Source organism: Curtobacterium sp. MCSS17_008 (genome assembly GCF_003234185.1).
In the GTDB taxonomy this organism is placed as follows: Bacteria; Actinomycetota; Actinomycetes; order Actinomycetales; family Microbacteriaceae; genus Curtobacterium.
In genome coordinates this window covers 158,938-172,762 of sequence record NZ_QKSM01000005.1, presented here as the reverse complement: position 1 = coordinate 172,762, position 13,825 = coordinate 158,938, and the positions used below count along the sequence as shown (strand labels likewise).

Genomic DNA, 13,825 nt, shown 5'->3' with positions numbered 1-13,825 from the left:
CTGGCGGCCGACCTACGGGATCGGGACGGGTGTGACGCCCAGCGGCGCCAGACCCGACGCACCGCCGTCCGTGGCGGTGAGCACCCAGACGCCGTCCGCGTGCACGGCGACCGAGTGTTCCCAGTGCGCTGCGTCGGAGCCGTCCAGCGTCCGGATCGTCCAGTCGTCGTCGTCCGTCGCGCTGTCGATCGTGCCGGCGGTGACCATCGGCTCGACGGCCACGACGAGCCCGGGCTTCACCGCCGGCCCGGCGCCGCGGACCCGGTAGTTGAAGACCGGCGGGTCCTCGTGCATGGAGCGTCCGATGCCGTGCCCGGTGAAGTCCTCGACGATGCCCCACGCACCCGTCTCGTCGATCGTGTCCTCGATGACCGCGCCGACCTCGTTCAGGTTCCGGGCGTGCGCGAGCGCCGCGATGCCGTGCCAGAGCGCGCGCTCGGTCGTGTCGCAGAGGGTCTGCCGTGCCGCCGTCAGCGGCGCATCGCCCCCGGGCAGCACCGTCGTGAAGGCGCTGTCGCCGTTCCAGCCGTCCACCTCGGCACCGGCGTCCACCGACACGATGTCACCGGGCTGCAGCACGCGGTCGCCGGGGATGCCGTGGACGATCTCGTCGTTCACCGAGACGCACAGCGTGTGCCGGTAGCCGGGCACGAGCTGGAAGTTCGGGATGCCGCCGCCCTCGCGGATCGTCCGCTCGGCGATCGCGTCGAGCTCCGCGGTGGTGATGCCCGGCCGGACCGCCGCACGCACCGCGGTGAGGGCAGCCTCGGTCAGCAGACCCGGCCGGACCATCGCACGGAGTTCCTCCGGCGTCTTGTAGATCGACGGCTTCCGGCGTCGCACGACGGGGCTCAGACGCCCGCGGTGAGTCCGCGCGAGACGAGCGCCGCCTGGATGCGGTCGCCGACCTCGTCGATGCCACCGAGGCCGTCGACGTCCACCACGAGCCCGCGCTCGGCGTAGGCGGCCACGATCGGTGCCGTCTGCTCCGTGTAGACCTCCTGACGACGACGGATGGTCTCCTCGTTGTCGTCGCTCCGGCCCTGCTCCTCGGCGCGCTTCAGGAGCCGCTCCACGAGCGCGTCCTGGTCGGCGACGAGCTGCACCACGGCGTCGATCCCGGTGCCCTGCTCGGCGAGCAGCGCGTCCAGGTACTCGACCTGACCGACCGTCCGCGGGTAGCCGTCGAGCAGGAAGCCCTGCGCGGCGTCCGCCTCGGCCAGGCGCGACTTCACGAGTTCGTTCGTCAGCTCGTCGGGGACGTAGTTGCCCGCGTCCATGATCGCCTTCGCCTGGACGCCGAGCGGCGTGCCCTCGGAGACGTTCTTGCGGAAGATGTCACCGGTGGAGATGGCGGGGACGCCGAAGCTCTCGGCGACGCGACCGGCCTGGGTGCCCTTCCCGGCTCCGGGAGGTCCGACGATGATGAGACGTGCGCTCAACGGAGAAGCCCTTCGTAGTGACGTTGCTGCAGCTGCGAGTCGATCTGCTTCACGGTCTCGAGACCGACACCCACGATGATGAGGATGCTCGCGCCGCCGAACGGGAAGTTCTGGTTCGCGCCGAACAGCGCCAGTGCTGCCAGCGGGATGAGCGCGATGAGACCGAGGTAGAGCGAGCCGGGCAACGTCACCCGGGTCAGGACGTAGTCGAGGTACTCGGCCGTCGGACGACCGGCCCGGATGCCCGGGATGAAGCCGCCGTACTTCTTCATGTTGTCGGCGACCTCTTCGGGGTTGAAGGTGATCGCGACGTAGAAGTACGTGAACCCGACGATGAGCAGGAAGTACAGGACCATGTAGAACCAGTTGTCACCCGAGGTCAGGTTGTTCTGGATCCAGGTCACCCAGGCCGCCGGCTCGGAGCCGTCGGAGGGCTGGTTGAACTGCGCGACCAGGGCCGGCAGGTACAGCAGCGACGAGGCGAAGATGACGGGCACGACGCCGGCCATGTTCACCTTGATCGGGATGTAGGTGTTGTTCCCGCCGTAGGTGCGACGTCCGACCATGCGCTTGGCGTACTGCACGGGGATGCGCCGCTGCGACTGCTCGACGAAGACGACGGCCATCATGATGACCAGGCCGACGAGGATGACGAACAGGAAGAGCTCGAAGGACTGCGACTGCTCGATGGCCCAGAGCGCCGACGGGAACTGCGCCGCGATCGACGTGAAGATGAGCAGCGACATGCCGTTGCCGATGCCGCGCTCGGTGACGAGCTCGCCCATCCACATGATGAGGCCCGTACCCGCGGTCAGCGTGACGACCATGAGCATGATCGCGTACCAGCTGTCGTTCGAGATGATCGACGAGCAGGAGGCCGAGGCGTTCGTGCCGAAGAGGGCACCCGAGCGCGCGACCGTGATGAGCGTGGTGGACTGCAGGACACCGAGCGCGATGGTGAGGTAGCGCGTGTACTGCGTCAGCTTCGCCTGGCCCGACTGGCCCTCCTTGTAGAGGGCGTCGAAGTGCGGGATGACCACGCGCAGGAGCTGCACGATGATCGACGAAGTGATGTACGGCATGATGCCCAGCGCGAAGACCGAGAGCTTCAGCAGGGCGCCGCCGGAGAACAGGTTGATCAGGTCGTAGAGACCACCCGAGGACGACGCGCTGGCGAGGCAGCTCTGCACGGCGGCGTAGTCGACGAACGGCGCGGGGATGTACGACCCGAGACGGAACAGCGCGATGATCGCGAGGGTGAAGCCGATCTTCTTGCGAAGATCTGGGGTGCGCATGATGCGCGCGACCGCTCTGAACACGAGGACTCCGAACTTCTGGGACCGGCGGCCGATCGGGGCCGTCACGGTGTCGGTCGGCAGCACCGACCCGGCCGACGGACGACGGCCACTGTCAAGGAAACCGTAACGGCGGCCCGTGCGCAAACGCACGGGCCGCCGACGGGGGTTACTGGGAGACGGTTCCGCCAGCAGCCACGATCTTCTCGGCGGCGGACGCCGAGACCTTGTCGACCGAGACCGTCAGCGCAACGCTGATGTCACCCTGACCGAGAACCTTGACCTTCTCGTTCTTGCGGACGGCACCCTTGGCGACCAGGTCCGCGACGGTGACGTCGCCACCGTTGGGGTAGAGCTCCGCGATCTTGTCCAGGTTCACGACCTGGTACTCGACGCGGAACGGGTTCTTGAACCCGCGGAGCTTCGGGGTGCGCATGTGCAGCGGCATCTGCCCACCCTCGAAGCCGACCTTGACCTGGTACCGGGCCTTCTGACCCTTGGTGCCACGGCCGGCGGTCTTGCCCTTCGAGCCCTCACCGCGACCCACGCGGGTGCGGTCCTTCTTGGCGCCCTCGGCGGGGCGGAGGTGGTGCAGCTTCAGCACCTGCACGCGCTCGTTCTTCTCGTCGCTCATGCGTCGACCTCCTCGACCTTCACGAGGTGCGCCACCGTCGCGATGTACCCGCGGTTCTGGGCGTTGTCCTCACGCAGGACCGTACGGCCGATGCGCTTGAGGCCCAGGCTGCGCAGGGTGTCGCGCTGGTACTGCTTCTCGCTGATAACGGACTTCGTCTGCGTGATCTTCAGCATCGCCATCACGCACCTGCCTTCTCGGTCGCGGCACGCAGGGCCGCGGCCTCGGCGTGGAGCAGACGAGCCGGGACGACCCGGTCGACGTCGAGGCCACGACGGCTCGCGACGGCGCGGGGCTCCTCGAGCTGCTGCAGCGCCTCGACGGTCGCGTGCACGATGTTGATGGTGTTCGACGAGCCGAGCGACTTGCTCAGGACGTCGTGGATGCCGGCGCACTCGAGCACGGCGCGGACCGGACCACCGGCGATGACACCGGTACCGGCGGCGGCCGGACGCAGGAGGACGACACCGGCAGCGGCCTCACCCTGCACCGGGTGCGGGATGGTGTTGCCGACGCGCGGGACGCGGAAGAAGTTCTTCTTCGCCTCCTCGACGCCCTTCGAGATCGCGGTCGGGACTTCCTTCGCCTTGCCGTAGCCGACACCGACGAGGCCGTTGCCGTCACCCACGACGACGAGCGCCGTGAAGCTGAAGCGACGACCACCCTTGACGACCTTCGAGACGCGGTTGATCGTCACGACGCGCTCGAGGAACTGGCTGTCGCCACCGCGGTTGTTGCGGTCACGACCCTGCTGACGGTCACGCCCGCCGCCACGACGGCCGCGCTGGTCGGCGTTGTCGCGGTTGTTCGACGCGGAGCCCGCGGCGGTCTCGACGGGACGCTCGGCGACGGCGGCGGTGTCCGCTGCCGGGGCCTTGGTCTCGGCCGCTTCGTTGTTGTTCGCGATGTCGCTCACAGGTTCAGCCCTCCTTCACGGGCACCATCGGCGATCGCGGCGACGCGACCGGCGTACTTGCTACCACCGCGGTCGAAGACCACGGCCTCGACGCCGGCGGCCTTCGCACGCTCGGCGAGGAGCTCGCCGACGCGACGGGCCTTGGCCGTCTTGTCGCCGTCGAACGAACGGAGGTCGGCCTCCATCGTCGAGGCGCTGGCCAGGGTGTGGCCCTTCGCGTCGTCGATGACCTGGACGAACACGTGACGCGACGACCGGGTGACAGCGAGACGCGGACGCGCCTCGGTGCCGGTGATCTTCTTGCGGAGACGGTTGTGACGACGCGCCTTGGCGGCCGACTTGCTCTTTCCTCGGATACCGAGAGCCATGATCACTTACCTGACTTTCCGGCCTTGCGGCGCACGACCTCGCCTGCGTAGCGGACACCCTTGCCCTTGTAGGGCTCGGGCTTGCGCAGCTTGCGGATGTTGGCAGCCACCTCGCCGACGGCCTGCTTGTCGATGCCCGACACGGTGAGCTTGTTGTTGCCCTCGACGGCGAAGCTGATGCCCGCCGGCGGCTCGACCGTGATGGGGTGGGAGTAGCCGAGCGCGAACTCGACGTTGCTGCCCTTGGCCTGCACGCGGTAACCGGTGCCGACGACCTCGAGGCCCTTGGAGTAGCCCTGGGTCACGCCGACGATGTTGTTCGCGATAAGGGTGCGGGTCAGGCCGTGCAGGGCACGGGACTCACGCTCGTCGTCCGGGCGGGTGACGAGGACCTGGTTCTCCTCGACCTTGGCCTGGATGGGCTCGGCGACGACGAGCGCGAGCTCGCCCTTCGGGCCCTTGACCGCGACGATCTGGCCGTCAACGGAGACGGTCACGCCTGCGGGGATGTCGATGGGAAGACGTCCGATACGAGACATTGTCGGTCACCACACGTAGGCGAGGACTTCCCCACCCACGCCCTTCTGCTCGGCTTCACGGTCGGTGAGCAGTCCCGACGAGGTCGAGAGGATCGCCACGCCGAGGCCACCGAGGACCTGGGGGATCTCCGTCGACTTCGCGTAGACCCGGAGACCGGGCTTCGAGACGCGCTTGATGCCGGCGATCGAACGCTCGCGCTCGGGGCCGTACTTCAGGTCGATCGTGAGGGTCTGCCCGACGCGGGCGTCCTCGATCTTCCACTCGCTGATGTAGCCCTCGCGCTTGAGGATCTCGGCGATGTTCTTCTTCAGCTTGGAGCTGGGGAGCGAGACGGCGTCGTGGTGCGCCGAGTTCGCGTTCCGCAATCTGGTCAGCATGTCTGCGACCGGATCGGTCATCGTCATGATGGTCGTCCATTCTTCGCCTGGTTTCGACACCCGTTCCACGAATGCCGACCTGAGCGATCGGGTGACCCCGGGGCGGTTCCCCGGAGTCGGTGTGTTCGTGCGTGCGGGCCGGAGGACGTGAATCCTCCGGCCCGCAACGCCCGGACTATCTTAGACCGTCTGGTCGGCCGAACGGAACGGGAAGCCGAGCTGGCGGAGCAGCGCGCGGCCCTCGTCGTCCGTCTTCGCGGTGGTCACGACGGTGATGTCGAAGCCACGCACGCGGTCGATGCGGTCCTGGTCGATCTCGTGGAACACGGACTGCTCCGTGAGACCGAAGGTGTAGTTGCCGTTGCCGTCGAACTGCTTGTCGCTCAGGCCGCGGAAGTCGCGGATGCGGGGCAGTGCGAGGGTCACGAGCCGGTCGATGAACTCCCAGGCACGGTCACCGCGGAGGGTGACGTGCGCACCGATGGCCTGGCCCTCACGCAGCTTGAACTGCGCGATGGACTTGCGGGCCTTGGTGACCTGGGGCTTCTGACCCGTGATCGCCGTGAGGTCCTTGATGGCCCCCTCGATGATCTTCGAGTCGCGAGCCGCCTCGCCGACGCCGGTGTTCACGACGACCTTCACCAGGCCGGGGACCTGGTTGACGTTCGCGTACCCGAACTGCTCGGTGAGGGCAGCCTTGATCTCGTTCTTGTACTTCTGCTTGAGGCGCGGCTCGACCTTGGTCGCCGGCGTGGCAGTCGTGTCGGTCATCAGAGCTTCTCACCCGACTTCTTGGCGTAGCGGACGCGGACGGTCTTCTTCACGCCGTCCTTCTCCACCTCTTCGGTACGGAAACCGACGCGGGTCGGCTTCTTGGTCTTCGGGTCGACGATCGCGACGTTCGACACGTGGATCGGAGCCTCGTGCTGCTCGATGCCACCCGTCTTCGAACCACGCTGGGTCTGCCCGACGCGGACGTGCTTCGTGACGAAGTTCACGCCCTCGACGACGACGCGCTCCTGTTCCGGGAGCACCTCGATGACCTTGCCCTGCTTGCCGCGGTCGCCGCCACGCTCCTGCGTGGCGCCCGTGATGACCTCGACGAGGTCACCCTTCTTGATGTTCGCCATGGCTTACAGCACCTCCGGCGCGAGCGAGATGATCTTCATGAACTTCTTGTCACGGAGCTCACGACCGACCGGACCGAAGATGCGCGTGCCGCGCGGGTCGCCGTCGGCCTTGAGGATCACTGCCGCGTTCTCGTCGAACTTGATGTAGGAGCCGTCCTGACGACGGGTCTCCTTCTTGGTGCGAACGATGACGGCCTTGACGACGTCACCCTTCTTCACGTTGCCGCCGGGGATGGCGTCCTTCACCGTGGCGACGATGACGTCACCGAGACCGGCGTAGCGACGACCCGAGCCACCGAGCACGCGGATGGTCAAGATCTCCTTGGCACCCGTGTTGTCGGCGACCTTCAGGCGGGATTCCTGCTGAATCACTGCTGTCTCCTATTCCGAAGCAGGCCGGGGCCTACTTGGCCTTCTCGAGGATCTCGACCAGGCGCCAGCGCTTGGAGGCGCTGAGGGGACGGGTCTCGCTGATCACGACGAGGTCGCCGACACCAGCGGTGCCGAGCTCGTCGTGGGCCTTCACCTTGGACGTGCGGCGGATGATCTTGCCGTAGAGCGCGTGCTTCACGCGGTCCTCGACCTCGACCACGATGGTCTTGTCCATCTTGTCGCTCGTCACGTAGCCGCGACGCGTCTTGCGGTAGCCGCGGGTCGAGGCGGCGGAGTTCTTCTCTTCGTTCGCCATCAGTTCTCCTCGGCGGTCTCGGCCTCGGTCGACTCGGCCGGCTTGTCAGCCTTCTTCGTCTTCTTGGCCTTGGTGGCGGTCTCGACGGGCGCGGGCGTGGCACGGATGCCGAGCTCGCGCTCGCGGAGGACGGTGTAGATGCGTGCGATGTCGCGCTTGACGGCACGGAGACGACCGTGGCTCTCCAGCTGGCCGGTGGCCGACTGGAAGCGGAGGTTGAAGAGTTCCTCCTTGGCCTTCTTCAGCTCGTCAGCGAGACGCTCGTTCTCGAACGTGTCGAGCTCCGTGGGACGGAGCTCCTTGGAACCGATCGCCATTACGCGTCGCCCTCCTCGCGCTTGATGATGCGTGCCTTGAGGGGCAGCTTGTGGATTGCACGGGTCAGCGCCTCGCGGGCGATGTCCTCGTTGACGCCGGAGAGCTCGAAGAGCACACGACCCGGCTTGACGTTGGCGACCCACCACTCGGGCGAGCCCTTACCGGAACCCATGCGGGTCTCAGCCGGCTTCTTGGTGAGCGGACGGTCCGGGTAGATGTTGATCCACACCTTGCCGCCACGCTTGATGTGACGCGTCATGGCGATACGAGCGGACTCGATCTGACGGTTGGTCACGTAGGCGGGGGTCAGCGCCTGGATGCCGTAGTCACCGAACGACACCTTGGTGCCACCGGTGGCCTGGCCCGAACGCTTCGGGTGGTGCTGCTTGCGGTGCTTGACTCGACGGGGAATAAGCATGGTTACGCCTCAACTCCTGCGCCGGCCGGCGCGTCCTGCGGGGCCTGCTGCTGACGGCCGCCACGGTCGCCGCCACGACGGTCGCCGCGCTCGCCACGGGGGCCGCCACGACGCTCCGGGCGCGACGAACGCTGGTTCGCCTGCTCGCGAGCGAGCTCCTTGTTCGTGATGTCGCCCTTGTAGATCCAGACCTTCACGCCGATGCGGCCGAAGGTGGTGCGAGCCTCGTAGAAGCCGTAGTCGATGTTCGCGCGGAGCGTGTGCAGGGGCACGCGGCCCTCGCGGTAGAACTCCGAGCGCGACATCTCGGCGCCGCCGAGACGGCCCGACACCTGGATCCGGACACCCTTGGCGCCGGCGCGCTGTGCACCCTGCAGGCCCTTGCGCATGGCGCGACGGAACGCGACACGGGCGGAGAGCTGCTCGGCGATGCCCTGCGCGACGAGCTGGGCCTCGGTCTCGGGGTTCTTCACCTCGAGGATGTTGAGCTGGATCTGCTTCTTGGTGAGCTTCTCGAGCTCGCCACGGACGCGCTCCGCCTCGGCGCCACGGCGACCGATGACGATGCCCGGACGCGCGGTGTGGATGTCCACGCGGACGCGGTCACGGGTGCGCTCGAGCTCGATGCGGGCGACGCCGGCGCGGTCGAGGGTCTTCTTCAGGTACTCGCGCACCTTGATGTCCTCGGCCACGTAGTCGGCGTAACGCTGACCCTGCTTCGTGCTGTCGGTGAACCAGTGCGAGACGTGGTCCGTCGTGATCCCGAGACGGAAGCCGTACGGGTTGACCTTCTGGCCCATTACTTGCTCGCCTTCTTGCTCGTCGCGGCAGCCTCGACCTCGTCCGGCGTCGCGAGGACGACCGTGATGTGGCTGGTGCGCTTGTTGATGCGGAAGGCCCGGCCCTGGGCGCGCGGCTGGAACCGCTTCAGGGTCGTGCCCTCGTCGACGAAGACGCGGCTCACGTAGAGGTCGCGCTCGTCGAGGAAGCTGTTCGTCGAGTCCGCCTTGACACGTGCGTTGGCGATCGCCGAGGCGACCAGCTTGTACACGGGCTCCGAAGCGGCCTGGGGGGCGAACTTCAGGATGGCGAGGGCCTCGTGGGCCTGCTTGCCGCGGATCAGCTCGATGACGCGACGGGCCTTCTGAGGCGTGACGCGGATGTGTCGCACGCGTGCGATCGACTCCACCATTTCGTTCCTCCTCTTCGTCCCCGCCTTAGCGGCGACGGCCCTTCTTGTCGTCCTTCACGTGACCACGGAAGGTGCGGGTCGGCGCGAACTCGCCGAGCTTGTGACCGACCATCGACTCGGTGACGAACACCGGGATGTGCTTGCGGCCGTCGTGCACGGCGATCGTGTGGCCGAGCATGTTCGGCACGATCATCGAACGACGCGACCACGTGCGGATCACGTTCTTGGTGTTGGCCTCGTTCTGCGTGACGACCTTGCGGAGCAGGTGCTCGTCGACGAAGGGGCCCTTCTTCAGACTGCGTGGCATCTTCGGAACTCCTACTTGCGCTTCTTGCCGGCGTTACGGCGACGGACGATGAGCTTGTCGCTCGGCTTGTTCGGCTTGCGCGTACGACCCTCGGCCTGGCCCCAGGGGCTGACCGGGTGACGACCACCGGACGTCTTGCCCTCACCACCACCGTGCGGGTGGTCGACCGGGTTCATCGCGACACCACGCACGGTCGGGCGGACGCCCTTCCAGCGCATGCGGCCGGCCTTGCCCCAGTTGATGTTGGACTGCTCGGCGTTGCCGACCTCGCCGATCGTGGCGCGGCAGCGGGCGTCGACGTTGCGGACCTCGCCCGACGGCAGACGGAGCTGCGCGTAGGGGCCGTCCTTGGCGACGAGACGCACCGAGGCACCGGCCGAACGCGCCATCTTCGCGCCGCCACCGGGGCGGAGCTCGATCGCGTGGATGACCGTACCCACGGGGATGTTGCGCAGCGGCAGGTTGTTGCCGGGCTTGATGTCGGCGCCGGGGCCCTGCTCGATGACGTCGCCCTGCTTGAGCTTGTTCGGCGCGATGATGTAGCGCTTCGTGCCGTCGACGTAGTGCAGGAGCGCGATGCGCGCGGTGCGGTTCGGGTCGTACTCGATGTGTGCGACCTTGGCGTCCACGCCGTCCTTGTCGTGACGACGGAAGTCGATCACGCGGTACTGGCGCTTGTGGCCACCACCGATGTGGCGGGTGGTGATGCGGCCCGAGCTGTTGCGGCCACCGGTCTTCGGCAGCGGACGAAGCAGCGACTTCTCCGGCGTCGAACGGGTGATCTCAGCGAAGTCGGCGACCGACGAGCCGCGACGACCGGGGGTCGTCGGCTTGTAGTTACGAATAGCCATGATTTATCCCTCTGGTCCTCAGCCGACAGCCGTGAAGATGTCGATCGAACCGGACTTGAGCGTCACGATGGCGCGCTTGGTGTCCTTGCGCTTGCCCATGCCGAAACGCGTGCGACGGGTCTTGCCCGGACGGTTCAGCGTGTTGATGCTCGCGACCTTGACGTCGAAGATCTTCTCGATGGCGAGCTTGATCTCGGTCTTGTTCGAACGGGGGTCCACGATGAACGTGTACTTGCCCTGGTCGATCAGGCCGTAGCTCTTCTCCGAGACGACCGGCGAGATGATGATGTCGCGCGGGTCCTTGTTGAAGCCGCTCATGCGGAGATCTCCTTCGCGGTCTTCGACGCGATGAAGGCGTCGAGTGCGCTCTTGCTGAAGACGAGGGCGTCGGCCTTGAGCACGTCGTAGGCGTTGAGCTGGCCGTACGAGAGCGCGTGGACGTTCGGCAGGTTGCGGACCGACTTGAGCGTGAGCTCGTCGTCCGACTCGAGCACGACGAGCACGTTCTTGACGGGCGCGACCTTCTCGATGAGCGTGCGAGCGGTCTTGGTCGACGGCAGTTCAGCCGGGACGAAGGACTCGACGGCGGCGATGCGGCCACCGCGGGCGCGGTCCGAGAGCGAGCCGAGCAGCGCAGCGGCGATCATCTTCTTCGGGGTGCGCTGCGAGTAGTCGCGCGGGGTCGGTCCGTGGACGACGCCACCGCCGGTGTGCTCCGGAGCGCGGACCGAACCCTGACGGGAGCGGCCGGTGCCCTTCTGCTTGAACGGCTTGCGACCGGCACCGCGGACCTCGCCGCGGTTCTTGGTCTTGTGGGTGCCCTGACGCGCGGCGGCGAGCTGCGCGGTGACGACCTGGTGGATCAGCGGGACGTTGGTCTCGACGTCGAAGAGCTCCGCGGGCAGCTCGATGCTGCCGGCGACGGCTCCCGTCGCGTCGAGGACGTCGATCGTGTTGGCGGTCGTGGTGGCCATGATCACTTACCCTTCACGGCGGTGCGGACGAAGACGGAGCGACCGCGAGCACCGGGGACGGCGCCCTTGACGAGCAGCAGACCCTTCTCGGCGTCGACGGCGTGCACCGTGAGGTTGAGGACGGTCACGCGCTCGCCACCCATACGACCGGCCATGCGCATGCCCTTGAAGACACGCGACGGGGTCGACGAAGCACCGATCGAGCCGGGCTTGCGGTGGTTGCGGTGCGCACCGTGCGAAGCGGACACACCGGCGAAGCCGTGGCGCTTCATGACACCGGCGAAGCCCTTGCCCTTCGACGTGCCGACGACGTCGACCTTCTGGCCCGCCTCGAACGTGTCGACGGTGAGCTCCTGGCCGAGCGTGTACTCAGCGGCGTCGTTGGTGCGGATCTCGGTGAGGGTGCGACGCGGGGTCACACCGGCAGCCTCGAAGTGGCCGGCGGCCGGCTTGTTGACCTTGCGCGGGTCGATGGCACCGGCGGCGATCTGGATCGCCTCGTAGCCGTCGCGCTCGACGTTGCGGATCTGGGTGACCACGTTCGGGCCGACCTCGATCACGGTGACGGGGATGAACTTGTTGTTCTCGTCCCACACCTGGGTCATCCCGAGCTTCTTGCCGAGGAGGCCCTTGACGGTCTTGGTTGAGTTCGCCATTGGTCAGCCCCCTTACAGCTTGATCTCGATGTTGACGTCGGCCGGGAGGTCGAGTCGCATGAGCGAGTCGACGGCCTTCGGCGTCGGGTCGACGATGTCGATGACCCGCTTGTGCGTGCGCTTCTCGAAGTGCTCGCGCGAGTCCTTGTACTTGTGGGGCGAACGGATCACGGTGACCACGTTCTTCTCGGTGGGGAGCGGCACCGGGCCGACCACGGTCGCACCGGCACGGGTCACCGTGTCGACGATCTTCCGGGCCGACGTGTCGATGACCTCGTGGTCGTACGACTTGAGCCGGATGCGGATCTTCTGTCCCGCCATGTGTCTCTCTGTCCTCTCTGCGCCGCGCACCCTTCCGGGCCGCCTGACGCCGCCGTCACCGTGCATTCCTGCAGGGCTTGGCTGTTTTCCTGAACCAACCGGCCGCATCCGCTGGGGGATGACCGCTGTTCTCCTGTCAACCGCGCAGGGCGACCGGGGCCGTCCAGCGTGGGCATGTCGCTTCCCCGCCCTCCGGGCACAGCCGTGTCTCTCGACACAGCGCTGCTCGTCGCGCTTCGTGGGGATTCGATCGTGTTCTGCTGCCTGCGGCCCAACCCAGCTCCGCTGGACGGAGGGGTTGTGCACTGCCAGAGCAGTGATCCTGCGCGCGCGAACGCCCGCGGAATTCGGAACCGGACAAGTCTCGCATAGGCACGGGATCCGTGCAACCCGGGCGTGTCGCGGATCGCGGGCGTGTCGGGGACGGCCCGCTCCCCCGGAACCACGGGCATCCGCCGGTCGGGAGGCCCGGATCGCCCCACGACGCAGCGCACCCTCCCGACGTGGTCGGGAGGGTGCGCCGTCGGTGCGTCGTGCCGCTACTCGGCGTCGACCACGGGCGGGACGAACCAGGGCGGGAACACCGCCACGCGCGGAGCGTGCCCGCGGTGCTCGGCGAGGAGCGCCTTGACCTGCTGGCGAACGCGGTCGTTCGCGACACCGATGACGGCCACGGACGAGAACGGCACGCGGGGCCCGGCGAGCAGCTCGAGGCCGTGCATCTCGGGGTCGGTGAAGTCCGTTCGCCGGATGAGGTTCGTCGCGGCCTCGGGGCCGACGGCGAAGCGCACGTCGTCGGCTTCGGCGTCCTGGTCGGCGACGATGACCGACGCCCCGAACGCCGACACGGGGACGACGAGCACGACGTACTCGGTGGCGCGGGTCCGGCGGGCCGCGTCGGACCAGCGCGGGCCCTCGGCGCCCCGGCGCAGTTCGTCCCAACGCGTCGCGTCCGGCGACAGCGTGAAGGCGACGTGCCCGGAGACCGGACCACCGTCGGGAGCAGGGGCCTCGGCGCGCGCCGCACGGGTCTCGGCCGAGCTGACGTCGACGGTCGGCGTGGCCGTGTCGGCGGCGAGGATCGCGCCCTCGGCGACGATCGATGCCAGGTTGTCGACGTGGGTGGCGTGGTGGGCCCGCAGCGAGGCGAAGACGCGGGGTTCGGGCAGCTCGGGCGCTGCCGGGGTCCGCAGGGACGAGGAACCCCTCGTCGGGGCGGGGGTGGAGCGCAGGTCGGTGGTGATGCGGGTCCGACGGGGCGTCGGCGTGGAGGGGGCCGCAGGCAGTTCTGCCTGACGGGGGGAGCAGATGTCGCAGAGCTCGGTGGGGAAACCGTGGATGCACTCGTCGGTCACGACTGGGAGGGGTCCTTCCGTGCCCGGGTGGGGGTGGTCGGGC

The 13,825-nt window shown here is 67.8% G+C and carries 24 protein-coding genes; all 24 read right to left on the bottom strand.

From position 1 onward, the window contains the following. Positions 1-12: 12 nt before the first annotated feature. Positions 13-843 carry a type I methionyl aminopeptidase gene (map, locus tag DEJ23_RS07875; protein WP_309147079.1) on the bottom strand — a complete coding sequence of 277 codons (831 nt, stop codon included), beginning with the start codon at positions 841-843 and terminating at the stop codon, positions 13-15. A gap of 8 nt (positions 844-851) precedes the next feature. Beyond that, entirely contained in the window at positions 852-1,442 is a 591-nt protein-coding gene (locus tag DEJ23_RS07870) for an adenylate kinase (protein ID WP_111239711.1), read from the bottom strand. Beyond that, entirely contained in the window at positions 1,439-2,761 is a 1,323-nt protein-coding gene (gene secY, locus DEJ23_RS07865; protein ID WP_111227404.1) for a preprotein translocase subunit SecY, read from the bottom strand. The genes DEJ23_RS07870 and secY overlap by 4 nt, the downstream gene beginning before the upstream one ends. 145 nt (positions 2,762-2,906) lie before the next feature. Next, entirely contained in the window at positions 2,907-3,371 is a 465-nt protein-coding gene (gene rplO, locus DEJ23_RS07860; protein WP_111239710.1) for a 50S ribosomal protein L15, read from the bottom strand. Next, a complete protein-coding gene (gene rpmD, locus DEJ23_RS07855) occupies positions 3,368-3,553 on the bottom strand; it encodes a 50S ribosomal protein L30 (protein ID WP_031273241.1) in 186 nt (61 codons plus the stop codon). The genes rplO and rpmD overlap by 4 nt, the downstream gene beginning before the upstream one ends. Then, positions 3,553-4,278 carry a 30S ribosomal protein S5 gene (gene rpsE / locus DEJ23_RS07850; RefSeq protein WP_111227462.1) on the bottom strand — a complete coding sequence of 242 codons (726 nt, stop codon included), beginning with the start codon at positions 4,276-4,278 and terminating at the stop codon, positions 3,553-3,555. Before rpsE ends, rpmD begins: the two co-directional genes overlap by 1 nt. 5 nt (positions 4,279-4,283) lie before the next feature. Then, positions 4,284-4,655: a 50S ribosomal protein L18 gene (gene rplR / locus DEJ23_RS07845; protein ID WP_058725386.1), complete on the bottom strand. Its 372-nt coding sequence runs from the start codon at positions 4,653-4,655 to the stop codon at positions 4,284-4,286. Between the two features lie 2 nt (positions 4,656-4,657). Continuing rightward, the gene (rplF, locus tag DEJ23_RS07840; protein WP_111239709.1) at positions 4,658-5,194 is read right to left on the bottom strand and encodes a 50S ribosomal protein L6; all 537 of its coding nucleotides are present in this window, start codon (positions 5,192-5,194) and stop codon (positions 4,658-4,660) included. Positions 5,195-5,200: 6 nt separating this feature from the next. Next, entirely contained in the window at positions 5,201-5,599 is a 399-nt protein-coding gene (gene rpsH, locus DEJ23_RS07835) for a 30S ribosomal protein S8 (protein ID WP_058725384.1), read from the bottom strand. A gap of 153 nt (positions 5,600-5,752) precedes the next feature. After that, a complete protein-coding gene (gene rplE, locus DEJ23_RS07830; protein ID WP_111239708.1) occupies positions 5,753-6,343 on the bottom strand; it encodes a 50S ribosomal protein L5 in 591 nt (196 codons plus the stop codon). Next, positions 6,343-6,702, bottom strand: a complete 360-nt coding sequence (gene rplX / locus DEJ23_RS07825) for a 50S ribosomal protein L24 (protein WP_111239707.1) — start codon at positions 6,700-6,702, stop codon at positions 6,343-6,345. The genes rplE and rplX overlap by 1 nt, the downstream gene beginning before the upstream one ends. A gap of 3 nt (positions 6,703-6,705) precedes the next feature. After that, a complete protein-coding gene (gene rplN / locus DEJ23_RS07820; protein ID WP_017885523.1) occupies positions 6,706-7,074 on the bottom strand; it encodes a 50S ribosomal protein L14 in 369 nt (122 codons plus the stop codon). Between the two features lie 31 nt (positions 7,075-7,105). After that, positions 7,106-7,390 carry a 30S ribosomal protein S17 gene (rpsQ, locus tag DEJ23_RS07815; RefSeq protein WP_058728266.1) on the bottom strand — a complete coding sequence of 95 codons (285 nt, stop codon included), beginning with the start codon at positions 7,388-7,390 and terminating at the stop codon, positions 7,106-7,108. Next, positions 7,390-7,707 (bottom strand): 50S ribosomal protein L29, encoded by a 318-nt coding sequence (rpmC, locus tag DEJ23_RS07810; RefSeq protein WP_111239706.1) that lies wholly within the window; start codon positions 7,705-7,707, stop codon positions 7,390-7,392. Before rpmC ends, rpsQ begins: the two co-directional genes overlap by 1 nt. Continuing rightward, positions 7,707-8,126 carry a 50S ribosomal protein L16 gene (rplP, locus tag DEJ23_RS07805; protein WP_022906346.1) on the bottom strand — a complete coding sequence of 140 codons (420 nt, stop codon included), beginning with the start codon at positions 8,124-8,126 and terminating at the stop codon, positions 7,707-7,709. Before rplP ends, rpmC begins: the two co-directional genes overlap by 1 nt. A 2-nt stretch (positions 8,127-8,128) precedes the next feature. Then, positions 8,129-8,926 (bottom strand): 30S ribosomal protein S3, encoded by a 798-nt coding sequence (rpsC, locus tag DEJ23_RS07800; protein WP_111239705.1) that lies wholly within the window; start codon positions 8,924-8,926, stop codon positions 8,129-8,131. Then, the gene (gene rplV / locus DEJ23_RS07795; RefSeq protein WP_111239704.1) at positions 8,926-9,318 is read right to left on the bottom strand and encodes a 50S ribosomal protein L22; all 393 of its coding nucleotides are present in this window, start codon (positions 9,316-9,318) and stop codon (positions 8,926-8,928) included. The genes rpsC and rplV overlap by 1 nt, the downstream gene beginning before the upstream one ends. A gap of 25 nt (positions 9,319-9,343) precedes the next feature. Continuing rightward, the gene (gene rpsS, locus DEJ23_RS07790) at positions 9,344-9,625 is read right to left on the bottom strand and encodes a 30S ribosomal protein S19 (RefSeq protein WP_017885529.1); all 282 of its coding nucleotides are present in this window, start codon (positions 9,623-9,625) and stop codon (positions 9,344-9,346) included. A gap of 11 nt (positions 9,626-9,636) precedes the next feature. Further along, entirely contained in the window at positions 9,637-10,476 is an 840-nt protein-coding gene (gene rplB / locus DEJ23_RS07785) for a 50S ribosomal protein L2 (protein ID WP_058728264.1), read from the bottom strand. 18 nt (positions 10,477-10,494) lie between these two features. After that, positions 10,495-10,794 (bottom strand): 50S ribosomal protein L23, encoded by a 300-nt coding sequence (gene rplW / locus DEJ23_RS07780; protein WP_022903283.1) that lies wholly within the window; start codon positions 10,792-10,794, stop codon positions 10,495-10,497. After that, on the bottom strand, positions 10,791-11,450 hold the full coding sequence (rplD, locus tag DEJ23_RS07775; RefSeq protein ID WP_111239703.1) for a 50S ribosomal protein L4: 660 nt from the start codon (positions 11,448-11,450) through the stop codon (positions 10,791-10,793). Before rplD ends, rplW begins: the two co-directional genes overlap by 4 nt. Before the next feature lie 2 nt (positions 11,451-11,452). Beyond that, positions 11,453-12,106 (bottom strand): 50S ribosomal protein L3, encoded by a 654-nt coding sequence (gene rplC, locus DEJ23_RS07770; RefSeq protein ID WP_111239702.1) that lies wholly within the window; start codon positions 12,104-12,106, stop codon positions 11,453-11,455. Positions 12,107-12,118: 12 nt separating this feature from the next. Beyond that, complete coding sequence (gene rpsJ, locus DEJ23_RS07765; protein ID WP_022903286.1) at positions 12,119-12,427, bottom strand: 30S ribosomal protein S10; 309 nt, start codon at positions 12,425-12,427, stop codon at positions 12,119-12,121. Between the two features lie 539 nt (positions 12,428-12,966). Continuing rightward, positions 12,967-13,782, bottom strand: coding sequence for a DarT ssDNA thymidine ADP-ribosyltransferase family protein (locus DEJ23_RS07760; protein ID WP_111239701.1), 816 nt, complete (start codon positions 13,780-13,782; stop codon positions 12,967-12,969). Positions 13,783-13,825: the final 43 nt, after the last annotated feature.